Here is a 17,493-nt window from a genome sequence, read left to right as displayed (position 1 = left end):
CGAACTCCAGACTTCACTTGGAAAATCAATAACAAAGCAGGGAGAACGCAATGACTGCGCACGCTAATGCCTCGGCAACCGACACTATCCTGGCCGAAGTCCGCAACCAGATCGGTCACCTGACCCTGAACCGCCCTGCCGGCCTCAATGCCCTGACCCTGGACATGGTACGCAGCCTGCGCCAGCACCTGGACCAGTGGGCCGAAGACCCGCATGTGCATGCCGTGGTGCTGCGCGGCGAAGGCCCCAAGGGGTTCTGTGCCGGTGGCGATATCCGCTCGCTGCACGACAGTTTCAAAGCCGGCGACACGCTGCATGAAACCTTCTTCGTCGAGGAATACGCCCTCGACCTGGTCATCCACCGCTACCGCAAGCCGATACTGGTATTGATGGACGGTTTCACCCTCGGTGGCGGCATGGGCCTGGCCCAGGGCTGCGACCTGCGCGTGGTGACCGAACGTAGCCGCCTGGGCATGCCCGAAGTCGGTATCGGCTACTTCCCTGATGTCGGCGGCAGCTATTTCCTGTCGCGCATCCCCGGCGAGCTGGGCATCTACCTGGGTGTCAGCGGCGCCCAGGTCCAGGCAGCCGACGCCCTGTACTGCGGCCTGGCCGACTGGTACCTGGCCAGCGACCAGCTCGCCGCCCTCGACCAGGGTCTGGACCAGCTGACGTTTGGCGACACCCCGCTCAAAGACCTGCAAAACCTGCTGGCCAAGCTCGGCACCCAGGTGCTGGGCGATGCACCACTGGAAAAACTGCGCCCGGTCATCGACCACTTCTTCGCCCTGCCCGACCTGCCTGCCATTGTCGAACAACTGCGCGCGGTGAGCATTGGCGACAGCCACGCCTGGGCGGTGGCCACCGCCGACCAGCTGGAAACCCGCTCCCCCCTGGCCATGGCGGTTACCCTGGAGATGCTGCGCCGGGGCCGCCAGTTGGGCCTTGACGATTGCTTTGCCATGGAGCTGCACCTGGACCGCCAGTGGTTCCAGCATGGCGACATCATAGAGGGCGTGCGTGCCCTGATCATCGACAAGGACAAGCAGCCCCGCTGGAACCCGCCGACCCTGGCCGCGCTGCAGCGCCAGCGGGTCGACCAATTCTTCGAAGGCCTGTGAGCCCGGGAGTACACAGATGCAAGACCTGGAACTGAGCGAAGAACAAGTCATGATCCGCGACATGGCCCGGGACTTTGCCCGTGGCGAAATCGCCCCGCATGCCCAGGCCTGGGAAAAGGCCGGCTGGATCGATGATGGCGTGGTGCGCAAAATGGGCGAACTGGGCCTGCTGGGCATGGTGGTGCCAGAGGACTTCGGCGGCAGTTACACCGACTACGTGGCCTACGCCCTGGCCGTGGAAGAGATCGCCGCCGGCTGCGGTGCCACCGGGGCAATGATGAGCATCCACAACTCGGTAGGCTGCGGCCCGCTGCTGGCCTATGGCACGGCTGAACAGCAACAGCAATGGCTGCCACGGCTGGCCAGCGGCGAGGTGATCGGTTGCTTCTGCCTGACCGAGCCGCAGGCCGGCTCCGAAGCGCACAACCTGCGCACCCGCGCCGAGCTGGTGGATGGCCAGTGGGTGATCAACGGCGCCAAGCAGTTCGTCAGCAACGCCCGCCGTGCCGGTTTGGCCATCGTTTTCGCAGTGACCGACCCGGAGCTGGGCAAGAAAGGCCTGTCGGCGTTTTTGGTGCCCACCGACAACCCTGGGTTCAAGGTTGACCGCAGCGAGCACAAGATGGGTATCCGCGCTTCCGACACCTGCGCGGTCACCTTCGACAACTGCCGCATCCCTGCCGCCAACCTGCTGGGTGAGCGTGGAAAGGGGCTGGCCATTGCCCTGTCCAACCTCGAAGGCGGCCGTATCGGCATTGCCGCCCAGGCCTTGGGCATTGCCCGCGCTGCATTCGAGGCCGCGCTGGTCTACTCACGTGACCGCGTGCAGTTCGGCAAGCCGATCAACGAACACCAGAGCATCGCCAACCTGCTGGCCGACATGCAGGTACAGGTGAACGCCGCACGTTTGCTGATCCTGCATGCCGCGCGCCTGCGCAGCGCCGGCAAGCCGTGCCTTTCGGAAGCGTCACAGGCCAAGCTGTTCGCTTCGGAAATGGCCGAGCGGGTGTGTTCGATGGCGATCCAGGTACATGGTGGCTATGGCTACCTGGAAGATTACCCGGTGGAGCGCTATTACCGGGATGCGCGGATTACCCAGATCTATGAAGGGTCGAGCGAGATCCAGCGCATGCTGATTGCGCGCGAGCTGAAGCACTATCCCCTGTAACACGGCGGCCTGTAGGAGCGGCCTTGTGTCGCGATTGGGCCGCAACGCGGCCCCACAATCTGCGTCACACGCCGAAATTGCTGGGGCCGCTTTGCGGCCCAATCGCGACGCAAGGCCGCTCCTACAAGAAAGCAGATCAGTATTTCAGCGCCAATACCTCGAATCATCCACCACCCTGGCATGCCCCTCGAACAACGCCGGCAGTTGCTCCTTGAGGTAGTCGATCCAGGTCCGCACCTTGGCATCCAGGTAATGCCGTGACGGGTACATCGCATACAGCGCACTTTCCCGCAGCCGGTACGGCGCCAGCAGCCGGCACAAACGCCCCTGCTCGATCGCCTGGCTGGCCGTATAGAACGGCAGCAGGCCAATCCCCATGCCCAACTCACTGGCCACCAGCATGGCGTCGGCCACGTTGGTGGAGAAGTTGTCGCTCGGTGTGATCACGCACTGGTCCACACCCTGGGGAATACCCAGTCGCCTTCATACATCGGGTAAGCCATGCGTAGGCAGCGGTGCGCATGCAGGTCCTCGGGGCGCTCGGGCACGCCATGCCGGTTCAGGTAGCTGGGTGCCGCACAAGGGATACTGAAGATGTTGCCCAGCGGCACGGCTATCAACTGCGAATCCGGCAGCGCACCGTCCACGGTGATCACCACGTCATGCCCTTCGGCCAGCGGGTCTGGGTTGCGCTGGGACAGGGTCAATTCGATTACCACTTCCGGGCACAGCGCGTTGTAGCCGGCCACCAGCGGCATCAACAACAGGCCCAGGCCGTGCGGGCAATGCAGGCGCAGATGGCCACGCGGCGTGAGGTGCGCACCTCGGGCCTCGCCCACCGCCTCTTCGGTCAGCAGCATGATCTGCCGCGCACGCTCCAGAAACCGTTCGCCCGCCTCGCTCATGCGCAGGCGCCGGGTGGTGCGGTGCAACAGGCGGGTCTGCAGCTGGTTCTCAAGCTCCGCGACGATGCGCGAAACCTGTGCTGCGGAAATATCCAGGGCATTGGCGGCTGCAGCGAAACTGCCACATTCCACCACACGAGCGAAGGTACGCATGGCATGCAGCATGTCCATGAGGGTGTGCTCCTTGTTCAGTCTTATTCTTGCGTTACAGGCAGGAATCTATCACGAGTTAGCCCATTTATTGTGGATGAGCAATGAATACATCATTAGTCATACATTGAAAAAGGAGCCTGCCATGAAACGTTCGATCGCTGTGTTTGCCGTTGCCGCTGCCCTGGCTTCGTTCGGTGCCTTCGCTGATACGGCCAGCAACCAGCCCGTGAGCAACACCTATGAATACGGCATGCCGCTGGACGTGGCCAAGGTCATCTCCATCACCCCGGCCAGCAACGCCGCCGACTGCCAGGTGGGCACCGCACACATGGTGTACGTCGACCACCAGGGCCAGAAGCGCGAAGTCGACTACCGGGAAATGGGCAACTGCTCGCAGCAGTGAATCAGGCCAGTAGCTGGGTGATCCAACCCACCTGCTGATTGAAGTCGTCGATTTTCGCCTGTGGCACCGCGTCACGGGCCCGCTGGAAATTGGCCAGGGTCTGCTGCTTCTGCCGCAGCATCCGCTGCCACTTGACCCGAAACGCTTCGCTTTTTTCCTGCATCAGTACCGGGCCGAAGTACAGCTGTTCTGCGCTATACACCACCCTGCCCGGCTCGGCGACGATGATTTCGTAGTCGAAGCGGTTTTCCCGCAGCAGCTCTTCGCAGACGATCTGGTAACCATTGCCCGCCAACCACTGGCGCAGCTCGCGCTCACCGCCATTGGGCTGCAGTACCAGGCGCGTGACGCCGCCCAGACACTGCTTGCCGGCCTCGAGAATCTCGCACATGGTGTCGCCGCCCATGCCGCAGATGCTCACCACCGAGATGCGGTCTTGCGGCTCGATCGCTGCCAGGCCATTGGCCAGGCGCACGGTTACCCGCTCCTGCAGGCCGTTTCTGCGCACATTGCGCTGGGCCGAAGCGAACGGCGTCTCGGCCACTTCACCCGCCACGGCGGCCTCGAGCACGCCACGCAGCATCAAGGCCACTGGCAGGTAGCCGTGGTCCGAGCCGATGTCGGCCAGGCGCGCGCCCTGCGGCACATGAGCGGCCACGCGCTCCAGGCGCCTGGACAAAGTCTGTTCGTTCAACGTAAACCCCTGGTTTTGCAATCGGCCGCGATTCTGACGGTGAACGCCGCGTATTTCAAACACCGGGGCACCCTCGACCGGGCTGGTGCGCTCGCGTAGGCTTGCCGTTTTCCTTCCGTAGCAAGGCAAAACACACCATGGCACATGCAGACATCATCTACACCCCGGACCCGGACGCCGAATCGATTTCGTCCGATGTCGCCGAGTACAACGGCGTGCTGGTCACCACGCAGATCCCGACCCACGCCGATGGCAGCCTGGAGCTGGGCGGCATCGTCGAGCAGAGCGAATGCACCCTGCAGGCGCTGAAAGTGGCGCTGGAGAAGGCCGGCAGCGGCATGGACCGCGTGCTGCACCTGACCATCTACCTCACCGACATGGCCGACCGCGCCGCGTTCAACGAGGTGTACCAGCGCTTCTTCAGCAAGCCCTGGCCGGTGCGTGCCGCCGTGGGTGTGGCCTCGCTGGCATTCGAAGGCATGCGCGTCGAAGTGACCGCAATGGCCGCCAAGCGCTGATCGGCGCTTGTGGGAGCGGTCCTCGCTCCCACCTTACCCTGCACCTCCCGGCACCCCGATGATGCCGCCAACCCGTTTCACCGCTACAATGCCCGCCTAAACCGTGACAGCCCGAAAATATAACGACATGTCTCTTCCAAAGAATCACCTGGAACTGCTCAGCCCTGCCCGTGACGTGGCCATCGCCCGTGAAGCGATCCTGCACGGCGCTGACGCCATCTATATCGGCGGCCCAAGCTTCGGCGCGCGCCATAACGCCTGCAACGACGTCAGCGATATTGCCGAACTGGTCGAGTTCGCCCGTCGCTACCATGCACGCGTGTTCACCACGATCAACACCATCCTCCACGACAACGAGCTGGAACCGGCGCGCAAGCTGATCCATCAGCTGTACGACGCCGGCGTCGACGCACTGATCGTGCAGGACCTGGGGGTGATGGAGCTGGACATTCCGCCCATCGAGCTGCACGCCAGTACCCAGACCGACATCCGTACCCTGGAACGGGCCAAGTTCCTCGACCAGGCCGGTTTCTCGCAGCTGGTACTGGCCCGTGAGCTGAACCTGCAGCAGATCCGCGCCATCGCCGCTGAAACCGATGCCGCCATCGAGTTCTTCATCCACGGCGCGCTGTGCGTAGCGTTTTCCGGCCAATGCAACATTTCCCATGCGCAGACCGGCCGCAGTGCCAACCGTGGCGACTGCTCGCAAGCCTGCCGCCTGCCCTACACCCTTAAAGATGACCAGGGCCGCGTGGTGGCGTTCGAGAAGCACCTGCTGTCGATGAAGGACAACAACCAGACCGCCAACCTGGCCGACCTGGTGGATGCCGGCGTGCGTTCGTTCAAGATCGAGGGCCGCTACAAGGACATGGGCTATGTGAAGAACATCACCGCCCACTACCGCAAAGAGCTCGACGCCATTCTTGAAGGCCGCCCGGAATACGCCCGTGCGTCCAGCGGCCGGACCCAGCACTTCTTCCTGCCCGACCCTGACAAAACGTTCCACCGTGGCAGCACCGACTACTTCGTCACCGACCGCAAGGTCGATATCGGCGCCTTCGACTCGCCAACCTTCACCGGCCTGCCGGTGGGTGTGGTGGAAAAGGTCGGCAAGCGTGACATGCAAGTGGTCACCGACGTACCGCTGACCAACGGCGACGGCCTCAATGTGCTGGTCAAACGCGAAGTGGTGGGCTTTCGCGCCAACATCGCCGAACCCCGTGGCGAGTTCGAGGAAGACGGCAGCAAGCGCTACCGCTACCGCGTCGAACCCAACGAAATGCCCGAAGGCCTGTACAAGCTGCGGCCCAACCACCCGCTGTCGCGCAACCTCGACCACAACTGGCAGCAAGCCCTGCAACGCACCTCCTCCGAGCGCCGGGTCGGTGTGGAATGGCACGCAGTACTGCGCGAGCAGCGCCTGATGCTTACCCTTGGCAGTGAAGAAGGTGTGAGCGTGCAGGTAGCCCTGGACGGCCCGTTCGGCGCAGCCAACAAGCCGCAGCAGGCGCTGGAACAACTGCACGACCTGCTCGGCCAACTGGGTACCACGATGTACCATGCCGACAGCATCCAGCTGGATGCCCCGCAGGCGTACTTCATCCCCAACTCACAGCTCAAGGCTCTGCGCCGCGAAGCCATCGAGGCACTGACCGAAGCACGCGTGCAGGCGCACCCGCGCGGCGGGCGCAAGGCCGAGACCACGCCGCCGCCGGTATACCCCGAGTCGCACCTGTCGTTCCTGGCCAACGTGTACAACCAGAAGGCGCGCGATTTCTACCACCGCCACGGTGTGCAACTGATCGACGCGGCCTACGAGGCCCATGAAGAACACGGCGAAGTACCGGTGATGATCACCAAGCACTGCCTGCGCTTCTCCTTCAATTTGTGCCCCAAGCAGGCCAAAGGCGTAACCGGTGTGCGCACCAAGGTGGCACCGATGCAGCTGATTCAGGGTGACGAAGTGCTGACCCTGAAGTTCGACTGCAAGCCGTGCGAGATGCATGTGATCGGCAAGATGAAAAACCACATCATCGACCTGCCGACCCCAGGTAGCGCGGTGGCGCAGGTGGTGGGGCATATCAGCCCGGAAGACCTGTTGAAGACGATTCCGCGCGGGGCGCATTGATCGTTAGCCGGTAACGGCCCTTTCGCCGCACAAAGCTGCTCCTGCACCCTGTGGGAGTAGCCCTGTACGGCGGGGCGGCCAGCCAAGACACAAAAAAGTCTCATATGAGACCTTAAAGCTTGATCCATGCCTCATTTTCTGCACAATAATTGCCCTGCGACCCCACGCGAGGCATGCCGATGACCCCCACTCCCCACGATGAACGCCTGCTCAAGGCCCTGGCCCACGCCATCGTGGTCCACCCGCGCGCCACGCTCAAGGAACTGGCCGAGACCGCCGGCGTCAGCAAAGCTACCCTGCACCGCTTCTGCGGCACCCGCGACAACCTGGTGGCCATGCTCGAAAACCACGGCGAGCAAGTGCTCAACCAGGTGATTGCAAATGCCGCCTTGCACACCGCTGCCCCCTTGGAAGCGGTGCGTCACCTGATTGCCGAACACCTCAAGCACCGCGAAATGCTGGTGTTTCTGATGTTTCAGTACCGCCCCGATACATTGCTCGGCGACAGTGAAGACCGCCGCTGGTTGACCTATACCCGGGCGATGGATGCGTTTTTCCTGCGTGCGCAACAGATGGGCGTGTTGCGCATCGACATCAGCGCAGCGGTGTTTACCGAAGTGTTCATCACCCAGATCTACGCCATGGTCGACGCCGAGCGGCGCGGGCGCGCAGCCAGTGCCAATTCGGCGCAGGCCTTGGAGCAATTGTTCCTGCAGGGGGCGCTGGCCAGGGGATGAGGCCATTGGCCTACGCGCAAAAAAAGGCCCCTGGGCACAAGTCCCAAGGGCCAAAGCGGTTGGATCATCCAACCAAAGGAGCCTTTTTCAGCCGCGTGCCGGCCAGCCGCCGCCCAAGGCGCGGAACAGGTCCACCAGCGCAAGCTGCCGTTGTGTACTCGCCTCGATGTACGCCGCTTCATTCACAAAATCGCTACGCTGCGCATCCAGGTAACGCAGGTGGCTGTCGATCCCACCCTCATAGCGCGCCTTGGCCAGGGTCAAGGTGGCGCGGCTGGTATCGGCCAGGGCCCGCCGCGCGACTTCCTCACGGCGCAGGGTATCGGTGGCCGCCAGGGCATCCGCTACTTCGCGGAACGCCTGCTGGATCGCCCCTTCATAAGCTGCCACCGCCGAATCCTTGCGCGCCTCGGCCAGGCTCAGCCCAGCCTGATTGCGCCCAGCATCGAATATGGGCAGCGACACCTGGGCATGAAGCTCCAGCTACGCGAACCGCCCTCGAACAAACCAGACACCTGCGTACTCGACGTACCCAAGCTGCCGGTCAGGCTGATACGCGGGAAGAACGCCGCCCGCGCCGCGCCGATATCGGCATTGCGCGCCCGCAAGCGGTGCTCGGCAGCAAGGATGTCCGGGCGCCGTTCAAGCAGCGCCGACGGGGCACCGGGGGTAATGTCCTGCAGCACGCTGGGTTCTGCCTGGCGTTCGACCGGTAGAGCCTGGGTCGCCTCACTATTGCCTACCAGCAACACCAAGGCGTTGTAGGCCTGCTGGCGCTGGCGCAGGTTGCTTTCTTGCTCGGCGCGCGCTTGCTCGACCAGGCCGAGCGCTTCCTGGTGGTCCAGCGCCGTGGCGGTCCCGGCGGCGCGGCGTTGGTCGATCAGCGCCAGCGAGCGCTCGCGGCTGGCCAGGGTCTGCCGGATCAACGCCAGGCGCCGCTCGCTACCGTCCAGGGTCAGGTAGGCCTGGCTCACCTCGGCGATCAAGGCGATGCGCGCCGCACGGCCAGCCTCCTCCGTGGCCAAGTATTGCTCCAGCGCTGCATCGCTCAGGCTTTTCACCCGACCGAACAGGTCGACCTCGTACTCAGGCAACGAAAGGCCAACCTGATAGGTGCTGGCGACGCCCTCGCGGCCATCACTGGACAGCCCGGCAGGCTGGTGCTGTCGATTACCGGAAGCACCAGCGCTCAGCCCCGGCACACGGTCCGCGCGCTGGATGCGGAACTGCGCCCGTGCCTGGTCGATGTCCAGCAGCGTCTGGCGCAGCGAGCGGTTGTCGTCCAGCGCCGTGTTCACCAACTGGCGCAACGTCGGGTCGACGATAAAGGCTTGCCAGCCCAGCTTGTCCACCTGCTGCCCTGTGTGGTTGGTGGCGTCGCTCCACTGGTTCGCCACCGGCGCCTCGGGGCGCTGGTAGGTCGGTGCCAGGGAGCAGCCGCTGGCCAGCAAAGCCATGGCAATCGGCACGAACAGATTACGCATGGCCATCACTCCAGCACCTCGGCAGGTTGGGCCTGCGGCGCTGGCTTGCGCTTGAGCAGCGACAGCACCCAGACAAAACAGATCGGCACGAACAGCACGCCCAGCAACGTGGCGCTGAGCATGCCGCCGATCACCCCGGTACCAATCGCCCGCTGGCTGGCAGCACCGGCACCGCTGGCGATCGCCAGGGGTACCACGCCGAGGATGAACGCCATCGAAGTCATCACGATCGGCCGAAAGCGCAGGCGCGCGGCTTCGATCGCAGCGTCACGCAGGCTATAGCCTTTCTCCCACAGCTCCTTGGCGAACTCGACGATGAGGATGGCGTTCTTCGCCGCCAAGCCGATGATGGTGATCAGGCCAACCTTGAAGTACACATCGTTGGGCATGCCGGTGACCATCACCGCCAGCACCGCGCCCAACGCACCGATCGGCACGATGAGCATCACCGTCAGCGGGATCGCCCAGCTTTCGTACAACGCCACCAGCAGCAGGAACACCACCAGGATGGCCAGGGCGAACAGGCTGCTGGCCTGGCCGCTGGAGACCTTCTCCTGGTAAGAAAGCCCCGTCCAGGCGTAGCCGATCCCCGGCGGCAGTTCACTGACCAGGCGCTCCATTTCGGCCATCGCCTGGCCGGTGCTGTAGCCCGGCGCGGCATCACCGGAAATGCGGATCGACGGGTAGCCGTTGTAACGCACGATCTGTACCGGCCCTTCTTCCCAACGGGTGGTGACGAAGCTGCTGAACGGCACCTGCTGGCCATCGACGTTCGGCGCGTACAGGCGCAGCACGCTTTCCGGGGTCATGCGCTCGCCCTGCTCTGCCTGCACCACCACCCGTTGTTGCCGGCCAGCGTTGGTGAAGTCGTTGATCACTGCCGAGCCAAAGGCGGTGGCCAGGGTGCTGTTGATGGTTTCGAAGGGCACGCCAAGGGCACGGGCCTTTTCCCGATCGATGTCGACCCGCAACTGCGGCGCTTCTGCCAACCCTTCCATCATCGCGTAAAGGATGACTGGGTTGCCGTTGGCTTCGCCCAGGATCTTGTCGCGTGCCGCCAGCAAGGCCTCACGGCCCAGGCCGCCACGGTCGAGCAGGCGCAGGGCGAAGCCACCGGCGTTGCCCAGGCCATCGATCGGCGGCGGGTTGACCGCCATGATCGTGCCATCGCCATGGCTGGCAAATTGCGCATTGATCGCCTGGGTTTCGGCATCCACCGATTGCTCGGCGCTACGTACCGACCAGTCTTTGTAGGTAGGGAATGCCAACGCGGCGTTCTCGCCCATGCCCGAGAAGCTGAAGCCGCTGACCAGGAATGCCGAGGCCAGCGCCTCGCGGGACATCAGGAACTGCTCCAGGGCCTGCCCGGTGGCGTCGGTACGCACGCGGCTGGCGCCCGGCGGCAGCTGCACGTCAACGATCGCATAGCCCTGGTCTTCCACCGGTACGAAGGATTCCGGCAGGCGCAGGTAGAAATAGCCGAGCATCGCCAGAATACCGGCATACAGCAGCATGTAGCGGCCGGCACGGCGCACCAGGGCGTTGTTCATCACCGAGTAGCGCTCGGTCAGCCGCGCAAAGCCACGGTTGAAAGCGCCGAAGAAGCCGCGCTTTTCATGGTGCCCAGGGGCCACCGGCTTGAGCATCGTGGCGCACAGGGCCGGGGTGAAGGTAAGCGCGAGGAAGCCCGAGAACAGGATCGACACCGCCAGCGACAGCGAAAACTGCTGGTAGATCACCCCCACCGAACCCGACATGAACGCCAGTGGCATGAACACGGCCGACAGTACCAGGGTGATGCCGATGATCGCGCCGGACACCTGGCCCATTGCCTTGATGGTGGCGTCGACAGGCGACAGCCCTTCCTCGGCCATGATCCGCTCGACGTTTTCCACCACCACGATGGCGTCGTCGACCAGGATGCCGATCGCCAGCACCATGCCGAACATGGTCATCATGTTCACCGAGAAGCCCAGCAGCTTCATCACCATCAACGTGCCCAGCAGGCACACCGGTACCACGATCGACGGGATCAGCGTGTAGCGGATGTTCTGCAGGAACAGGAACATCACCAGGAATACCAGCACCATGGCTTCGAGCAGGGTGTGAATGACCTTTTCGATGGCCACGTCGACAAAACGCGAGGTGTCATAGGGCACCGAGTACTCGACGCCCTCGGGGAAGAACGCGCTCAGCTCGGCCAGGCGTTCCTTGACCAGATCGGCAGTTTTCAGCGCATTGGCGCCCGGCGCCAGCTGCACCGCACCGGCCACCGCAGGTTTGCCATTCAGGCGCGAAGAAAAGTTGTAGCTTTCCATGCCCACTTCCAGGCGGGCGACATCGGCCAGGCGCACCAGCGAACCGTCCGGGTTGGCGCGCAGTACCACTCGGCCGAACGCCTGAGGGTCGTCCAGGGTGCCTTGCACCGCCAGGGTGGCAGTCAGCTCCTGCTGGCTGCTGCCCGGCGCGCTGCCGAAGCTGCCGGCCGGCACCTGCACGTTCTGCCCACGGATGGCATTGCTCACGTCATCGATCGACAGCCCATAGCCCACCAGTTTCTGTGGGTCGACCCACACGCGCATGGCGGCTTCCGACGAGAAGAACTGCAACTTGCCCACGCCCGGGACCCGGCGCAGCTCATTGTTGATGTTGCGCGCGGCGTAGTCGCCCAGCGCCGTGGTATCGGCCTGGCCTGCGCCCTCCTTGTAGCTGAGGGCGTAGATCAGCAGGAAGCCGGCACTGGTCTGCTCGACCTGGATGCCTTGGGTGATCACCGCCTGCGGCATGCGTGCTTCGGCCTTTTTCAGGCGGTTCTGCACATCCACCTGGGCCAGTTCCGGGTCGGTACCCGGCTCGAAGGTGACCACCACTTCGGCCATGCCGTTGGAGTTGTTGGTCGACTCGAAATACAGCAGGTTCTTGGCGCCGTTGAGCGACTCTTCGATGATGCTGGTAACCGAGTCCACCAGCACCTTGGCCGAAGCCCCTGGGTAGGTAGCGGTGATGGTGATTTGTGGTGGCGCTACGTTAGGGTACTGGGCCACCGGCAGCGTAGGTATGACCAGCAACCCCGCCAGGGAAATGAACAGCGCCACGACCCAGGCGAAGTTCGGCCGTTTGATGAAGAACTTGGACATCTCGTTACCCTCGCCTCAGCGTGCTGCGGCTTGTTGCGCCGGGGCAGTCACCACTGGCATGCCCGCAGCCAGCCCGGCAGGGCTGCCGACGATCACCTGGTCACCTGGGCGCAAGCCCTCGGTGACTTGCCAGCGGGCACCGTGCATGGCACCGGTGCGCACACTGCGCGCCTCGGCAACCCCACCGATGCCCACCAGCATGACCCGCGCCTCGCCGTCGCTGCCGCGCTGGATGGCGCGCTGCGGCACAAGGATGGCCTGGTTATCGGTGCCTTGCGGGGTGCGCACGCGCACATACATGCCCGGCAGCAGGATGCCGTCGGCGTTGTCGAAGCGGCCGCGCAAGGTGACCTGGCCGGTGCCGCGGTCGACCGCGACGTCGGTGAACATCAGCGCCCCCTGGCGCTCGTAGTCGGTGCCTTCCACCTGGGCGGTCAGGGCCTGCTGATCACCGGCTGCCAGCGCACCCTCCTTCAGCGCCTGGCGCAGGCGCAGCGCGTCGGCGGCGGACTGGGTAAAGTCGACGTAAATCGGATCGAGTTGCTGGATGCGCGCCATCAGCGTGGCGTCGCCCTGCCCCACCAGCGCACCTTCGGTGACCAGTGCACGGCCGATACGGCCAGAGATCGGCGCCTTGACCGTGGCGTAGCCCAGGTTCAGGCGCGCGGTCTCGACATCGGCCTGGGCCGAACGCACAGCGGCCTGGCCGCTGCGCAGGTCGGCGCTGGCGGTGTCGAAGTCCTGCTGGCTGACTGCCTCGATCTTCACCAGCGGTTCGTAGCGGCGTACCCGCGCCTGGGCTTCGAACATGACCGACTGGGCCCTGGCCAGGTCGGCCTCGGCGCGTGCCAGCGCGGCCTTGAAGGGTGCCGGGTCTATCTGGAACAGCACATCGCCGGCTTTTACGTCGGCGCCTTCTTCGAAGCGCTTGTGCAGGACGATGCCGGCCACTCGGGCGCGAACCTCGGCCACCCGCATGGGTTCGACCCGGCCCGGCAGCGTTGCCGCCAAGGTCAGGGGTTCGCTGGCGACCGTGACGGTCTGGACCGGAAAGGCACTGTGGGCCGCAGACGGCGGCGCTTCAGCTTCGCCGCAGCCGGCCAGCGCGACTGCCGCCGCCAGGCAGCTGGCCATTCCTATTGCACGCAAGTTGCTCATGATTCACCCGAGCTTCAAATGGAAAAACGGCCCGAATGATATGAGCGAAGACAAAATGAGTCAATTTTGTCTCATTTGATACTTTGTTAAGAATTGTGAAGCTCGGCGTGACATCTTCGCCGCCTGGCAGATGCCACGTCAAACCTACAAGGGGAATCAACGAATCTGATGCTTGTGCAGCAAGCGATAAAAAGTCGGCCGCGAGATACCCAGCACCTTCGCCGCCACACTCAGGTTGTCACTGTGCCGGTTAAGCACATCGCACAGCGCCTGGCGCTCGGCGCGTTGCTTGTACTCCTCCAGCGTGCCCAGCGGCTGTTGCTCCTGGTCGAGTAGCTGCAAACCCAAGTCCTGCGCCTCGATCTGCCGTCCTTCGGCCAGCACCAGCCCGCGACGCACGCGGTTGGCCAGCTCGCGCACATTGCCCGGCCAGTCATGCCGGCCCATCGCGGCCAGGGCATGGTCGCTGAACGAACGCGGCCGGCGCCCGGTTTCCAGGCTGTAGAAATGGGCAAAGTGGCTTGCCAGCATGGACAGGTCACCATGCCGGTCGCGCAACGGCGCGGTCACCACCTGCAGCACGTTCAGGCGGTAATACAAGTCTTCGCGAAAACGCCCTTGCTCGATGGCCCGCTCCAGGTCCACATGGGTGGCCGCCAACACTCGCACATCCACTGGGATCGGCTGGCTGCCGCCCACCCGCTCGATGTGCTTCTCCTGCAGAAAACGCAGCAGGTTGGCCTGCAACTCCAGCGGCAGGTCACCGATTTCATCGAGAAACAGCGTGCCACCATGGGCCGCTTCGATGCGCCCGGCCTTGCGCTGATGCGCCCCGGTGAATGCGCCCTTTTCATGGCCGAACAGTTCGGACTGGATCAGATGCTCGGGGATCGCCCCACAGTTGATGGCGATGAACGGCTGCTCGCTGCGTTGCGACTGACGGTGCAGGGTGCGTGCCACCAGTTCCTTGCCGGTGCCGCTCTCACCACGGATCAGCACGGGCGATTCGGTGGGCGCCAGTTTGCCCAGCAACTTGCGCAGCTCACGGATCGGCCGGCTTTCGCCGAGCAACTCGTGGGTCGCCTCATCGACCTTGACCGCCCCCTTGCCGCGCAAACGGGCCATGCCGAAGGCGCGGCCCAGGGTCACCTGCACGCGGGAGACGTCGAACGGCAAGGTGTGGAAGTCGAAAAACCACTCACAAACAAAATCACCGAACGCCGGCATGCGCAGCTGTTCGGCGCTGAGCACGGCAATCCATTCGGTGTTGCTGCGCTTGATCATGTCCTTGACCGCATCCGGATGCCTCAGGTGCGTGGCCTGCAAGCGCAGCAGGCCTACATCGCAGGGATGGTCCAGCGCGGCCCCGAGCATACAGCTGTCCACATCCCAGCCTGCGTTGCGCAGGCCAGGCAATAAGCGGTGGCAGTCGTCGCAGGGGTCGACGATTAGCAAACGGCGTTGAGCGGCAGGCTGCTGCATGACCGATCCTTGGCGCCAGTTTTTGGTTTTTTGAAGTAAAACAGCAAGTTGTGGCGCCCGTTTAACAGTAGCAACGAAGTTGACAGTGCCCACTACCGTTTGTCTGCGGACGCATTTTTTTACAAAGTGCCCCGGGAATTTTCGCACTTTATCGACATCACATGGCGGCGCAGGCAACAACGAATATGCCTCTGACAAAAAAATTTACAACCAATGTGTGACTTGTCCCGGACAACGAGCATCAGTACACATAACCCCGCGCTGCACTTCGCGATCATTGAGGCGACTTTGAAGCAACGCGGACTTCACTTCGATGTTTGGGACCATAGAGAGACCGAACCATGAATGCCCCGCTCCGTGTCAACGAAGCACTGCTGATTGCCGACCACGCCTTCGAACCTTTCCAGTGCGTAGCCTGGGATGCACCCAACGGTACTGGTGAGCTGAGCCTGGCAGTGATCGACCGGACCAGCACCCGCATCGGCGCCAAGCAAGTGTCCTCGCGTATCTACTCCGACCCGGCCCAATGGGCCAGCCTGATTGAAGAAGTGCGCGCCGAATTATGTGAAAAGGGTTACGACCTGCAACCGTGGTCGATGCCGAAGTAATATCGCCCGGTAAACCAAGTGCGTGCAGCGCCACGCACTTGTTCGGATGCAAAGTTGCTGTTCTGGCAACTTTTCCTGTTGCGACATAGTGTCGCGCCAGTACGGTTCAATCCACGACCTTGAAGTGTTGCAAGTGCTGATAATCGGCCTGCAACTGTTCTGCCAGGTGCTGCGCGCGGCCAACACGCACCGGCGCCAATTCCATATCCACCAGCAACGTTGCACAGGGCATGGGTTGAACAGTGTCCCAGCGCTGCAGACGACCGTCGGTAAACACCAGGCAGCGCACGGCTTCATCTGGATAGGCGCGCTGTCGTGCCTGTAGCCAGTGTCGGGCCTGCTCCAATGCACAAATCAGCGGCGTGCCGCCACCCGCACCCAACGCCTGCAGCCAGGGTTGCAAAGCCGACGAGGCCTTCAGGCCGTGGCGCTGCCACTGCGGTGTACGCCCGCTGGCGGTCAGCAACGCCAACCGGGCGCGCTGGCGGTAAGCCTGATCGAACAGCGCTGCCAGCAACCCTTTGGTCTGCGCCAGCGCCTGATGGCGACGGGTCGAGGCCGACGCGTCGACGATGACTAGCCACAGTTCTGCGGGCCGAGCCTGGCGCTGTTGCCAACACAGGTCCTGGCGCAGCCGTGGCCGCCCTTTGAGCAATGTCGGTAGCCAGGCCACCCGGCCGGCCGCCGCATTGCGACCGCGGCCACGGCTGGCCTCGCCCTGCTTGCCTGCACCAGGCCTTGCATCCGCCCCTTTGGCAGGTAGCTGGGGGATGCTCAGGGCTTTTTTGCCCAGTTCGGTACCTCGCGGCGTGCGCCGCTGGCCACCGGCTGCGCCGGCAATGCCCCCCAGTCGCCCTGCGCACCCTGTTCACCAGGGTTGCCGCCACCCGGTTGGCCGGGCTGCTGGTCAGGCTGCTGCGGCGCCGACGGCGTTTTGGCCTGGGGCATGACACGGCGGCGATGACGCAAGGCGAACTCGGCCACCGCTTCGACATCCACCTCTTCAATAGCCGCAGCACCGCGCCAGGCACAATGGGCGCGCGCCGCACGCAGCCAGACCAGGTCGGCGCGCAGGCCGTCGACGCCAGCGGCGTAGCAGCGCTCGGTAATCCAGGCCAGCGCCTGATCATCCAGGGCAATCTGGGCCAAGGCCTGGCGCGCCGCCTGGCAGCGCTCACGCAGTTGCGCCTGGGCCGTTGCCCATTGGTCACAGAATGCCTTGGGGTCACTGTCGAACGCCAGGCGCCGGCGAATGATCTGCTGCCGGGCCTCGGGCTCGGGCAAGCCTTCCAGCGCCACGTTCAGGCCAAAACGGTCGAGCAGTTGCGGGCGCAGCTCGCCCTCTTCCGGGTTCATGGTGCCGATCAGCACGAAGCGGGCATTGTGCCGGTGCGAGATGCCGTCGCGCTCGATGCGGTTGGTGCCGCTGGCAGCCACATCGAGCAACAGGTCAACCAACGTGTCCGGCAGCAGGTTGACCTCATCGACATACAGCACGCCACCGTCGGCTTGGGCCAGCACCCCTGGGGAAAACTGCGCCTTGCCCTGCCCCAGCGCGGCATCCAGGTCGAGGGTGCCGACCAGCCGCTCTTCACTGGCGCCCAATGGCAAGGTCACGAACGGGCCTTCGCCAAGCAGGTCAGCCAGGCCACGGGCCAGGGTGCTCTTGGCCATGCCACGCGGCCCTTCGATCAGCACGCCGCCGATCTTCGGGTCGATGGCGGTCAGGCATAGCGCCAGCTTCAGGTCGTCGGCACCGACCACCGCCGCCAGCGGAAATTGTACGGGTTCACTCAT

General features: G+C 64.0%; 13 protein-coding genes and 2 pseudogenes. 7 read left to right on the top strand and 8 right to left on the bottom strand.

Annotated features, from left to right (window positions below):
* The first annotated feature begins 50 nt into the window (after positions 1-50).
* Positions 51-1,121: an enoyl-CoA hydratase/isomerase family protein gene (locus tag AB5975_22245; protein XDR19240.1), complete on the top strand. Its 1,071-nt coding sequence runs from the start codon at positions 51-53 to the stop codon at positions 1,119-1,121.
* Positions 1,122-1,137: 16 nt separating this feature from the next.
* Positions 1,138-2,289 carry an acyl-CoA dehydrogenase family protein gene (locus AB5975_22240; GenBank protein XDR19239.1) on the top strand — a complete coding sequence of 384 codons (1,152 nt, stop codon included), beginning with the start codon at positions 1,138-1,140 and terminating at the stop codon, positions 2,287-2,289.
* Between the two features lie 144 nt (positions 2,290-2,433).
* On the opposite strand, the pseudogene AB5975_22235 reads toward AB5975_22240, so the two are convergent.
* Positions 2,434-3,365 (bottom strand): annotated as a pseudogene (locus AB5975_22235) (LysR family transcriptional regulator).
* 124 nt (positions 3,366-3,489) lie between these two features.
* Here AB5975_22235 and AB5975_22230 point away from each other — a divergent pair.
* Positions 3,490-3,750 (top strand): DUF2790 domain-containing protein, encoded by a 261-nt coding sequence (locus AB5975_22230; GenBank protein XDR19238.1) that lies wholly within the window; start codon positions 3,490-3,492, stop codon positions 3,748-3,750.
* Between the two features lies 1 nt (position 3,751).
* Here AB5975_22230 and AB5975_22225 read toward each other — a convergent pair whose 3' ends face one another.
* The gene (locus AB5975_22225; GenBank protein ID XDR19237.1) at positions 3,752-4,444 is read right to left on the bottom strand and encodes a tRNA (adenine(22)-N(1))-methyltransferase TrmK; all 693 of its coding nucleotides are present in this window, start codon (positions 4,442-4,444) and stop codon (positions 3,752-3,754) included.
* 137 nt (positions 4,445-4,581) lie between these two features.
* Here AB5975_22225 and AB5975_22220 point away from each other — a divergent pair, with 137 nt between their 5' ends.
* The 3 genes from AB5975_22220 (at position 4,582) to AB5975_22210 (ending at position 7,827) form a co-directional block, all read left to right on the top strand.
* Positions 4,582-4,962, top strand: a complete 381-nt coding sequence (locus AB5975_22220) for a RidA family protein (protein XDR19236.1) — start codon at positions 4,582-4,584, stop codon at positions 4,960-4,962.
* A gap of 127 nt (positions 4,963-5,089) precedes the next feature.
* The gene (locus tag AB5975_22215) at positions 5,090-7,090 is read left to right on the top strand and encodes a U32 family peptidase (GenBank protein XDR19235.1); all 2,001 of its coding nucleotides are present in this window, start codon (positions 5,090-5,092) and stop codon (positions 7,088-7,090) included.
* Between the two features lie 179 nt (positions 7,091-7,269).
* Positions 7,270-7,827, top strand: coding sequence for a TetR/AcrR family transcriptional regulator (locus tag AB5975_22210; GenBank protein ID XDR19234.1), 558 nt, complete (start codon positions 7,270-7,272; stop codon positions 7,825-7,827).
* Positions 7,828-7,914: 87 nt separating this feature from the next.
* On the opposite strand, the pseudogene AB5975_22205 reads toward AB5975_22210, so the two are convergent.
* From AB5975_22205 to AB5975_22190, 4 genes and pseudogenes are all read right to left on the bottom strand, one after another.
* Positions 7,915-9,311 (bottom strand): annotated as a pseudogene (locus tag AB5975_22205) (efflux transporter outer membrane subunit).
* Positions 9,312-9,316: 5 nt separating this feature from the next.
* Entirely contained in the window at positions 9,317-12,448 is a 3,132-nt protein-coding gene (locus AB5975_22200; protein ID XDR19233.1) for a multidrug efflux RND transporter permease subunit, read from the bottom strand.
* Between the two features lie 15 nt (positions 12,449-12,463).
* On the bottom strand, positions 12,464-13,606 hold the full coding sequence (locus AB5975_22195) for a MexC family multidrug efflux RND transporter periplasmic adaptor subunit (protein ID XDR19232.1): 1,143 nt from the start codon (positions 13,604-13,606) through the stop codon (positions 12,464-12,466).
* Positions 13,607-13,762: 156 nt separating this feature from the next.
* Positions 13,763-15,088, bottom strand: coding sequence for a sigma 54-interacting transcriptional regulator (locus AB5975_22190; GenBank protein XDR19231.1), 1,326 nt, complete (start codon positions 15,086-15,088; stop codon positions 13,763-13,765).
* Positions 15,089-15,429: 341 nt separating this feature from the next.
* Here AB5975_22190 and AB5975_22185 point away from each other — a divergent pair, with 341 nt between their 5' ends.
* Complete coding sequence (locus AB5975_22185) at positions 15,430-15,696, top strand: hypothetical protein (protein ID XDR19230.1); 267 nt, start codon at positions 15,430-15,432, stop codon at positions 15,694-15,696.
* 106 nt (positions 15,697-15,802) lie between these two features.
* Here AB5975_22185 and AB5975_22180 read toward each other — a convergent pair whose 3' ends face one another.
* Complete coding sequence (locus tag AB5975_22180; GenBank protein ID XDR19229.1) at positions 15,803-16,369, bottom strand: VWA domain-containing protein; 567 nt, start codon at positions 16,367-16,369, stop codon at positions 15,803-15,805.
* A 101-nt stretch (positions 16,370-16,470) separates the two neighbouring features.
* On the bottom strand, positions 16,471-17,493 hold the full coding sequence (locus AB5975_22175) for an ATP-binding protein (GenBank protein XDR19228.1): 1,023 nt from the start codon (positions 17,491-17,493) through the stop codon (positions 16,471-16,473).

It is taken from the genome of Pseudomonas putida, assembly GCA_041071465.1.
GTDB lineage: Bacteria > Pseudomonadota > Gammaproteobacteria > Pseudomonadales > Pseudomonadaceae > Aquipseudomonas > Aquipseudomonas putida_P.
The sequence above is the reverse complement of the archived record's forward strand: the minus strand, read 5'-3'. Positions and strand labels throughout refer to the sequence as shown.

Bases quoted from the DNA above. Each gene is read 5' to 3' on its own strand.
- AB5975_22220 (XDR19236.1), top strand. From the start codon at position 4,582: ATGGCACATGCAGACATCATCTACACCCCGGACCCGGACGCCGAATCG.
- AB5975_22195 (XDR19232.1), bottom strand. From the start codon at position 13,606: ATGAGCAACTTGCGTGCAATAGGAATGGCCAGCTGCCTGGCGGCGGCA.
- AB5975_22210 (XDR19234.1), top strand. From the start codon at position 7,270: ATGACCCCCACTCCCCACGATGAACGCCTGCTCAAGGCCCTGGCCCAC.
- AB5975_22215 (XDR19235.1), top strand. From the start codon at position 5,090: ATGTCTCTTCCAAAGAATCACCTGGAACTGCTCAGCCCTGCCCGTGAC.
- AB5975_22245 (XDR19240.1), top strand. From the start codon at position 51: ATGACTGCGCACGCTAATGCCTCGGCAACCGACACTATCCTGGCCGAA.
- AB5975_22200 (XDR19233.1), bottom strand. From the start codon at position 12,448: ATGTCCAAGTTCTTCATCAAACGGCCGAACTTCGCCTGGGTCGTGGCG.
- AB5975_22175 (XDR19228.1), bottom strand. From the start codon at position 17,493: ATGAGTGAACCCGTACAATTTCCGCTGGCGGCGGTGGTCGGTGCCGAC.
- AB5975_22240 (XDR19239.1), top strand. From the start codon at position 1,138: ATGCAAGACCTGGAACTGAGCGAAGAACAAGTCATGATCCGCGACATG.
- AB5975_22185 (XDR19230.1), top strand. From the start codon at position 15,430: ATGAATGCCCCGCTCCGTGTCAACGAAGCACTGCTGATTGCCGACCAC.
- AB5975_22190 (XDR19231.1), bottom strand. From the start codon at position 15,088: ATGCAGCAGCCTGCCGCTCAACGCCGTTTGCTAATCGTCGACCCCTGC.
- AB5975_22230 (XDR19238.1), top strand. From the start codon at position 3,490: ATGAAACGTTCGATCGCTGTGTTTGCCGTTGCCGCTGCCCTGGCTTCG.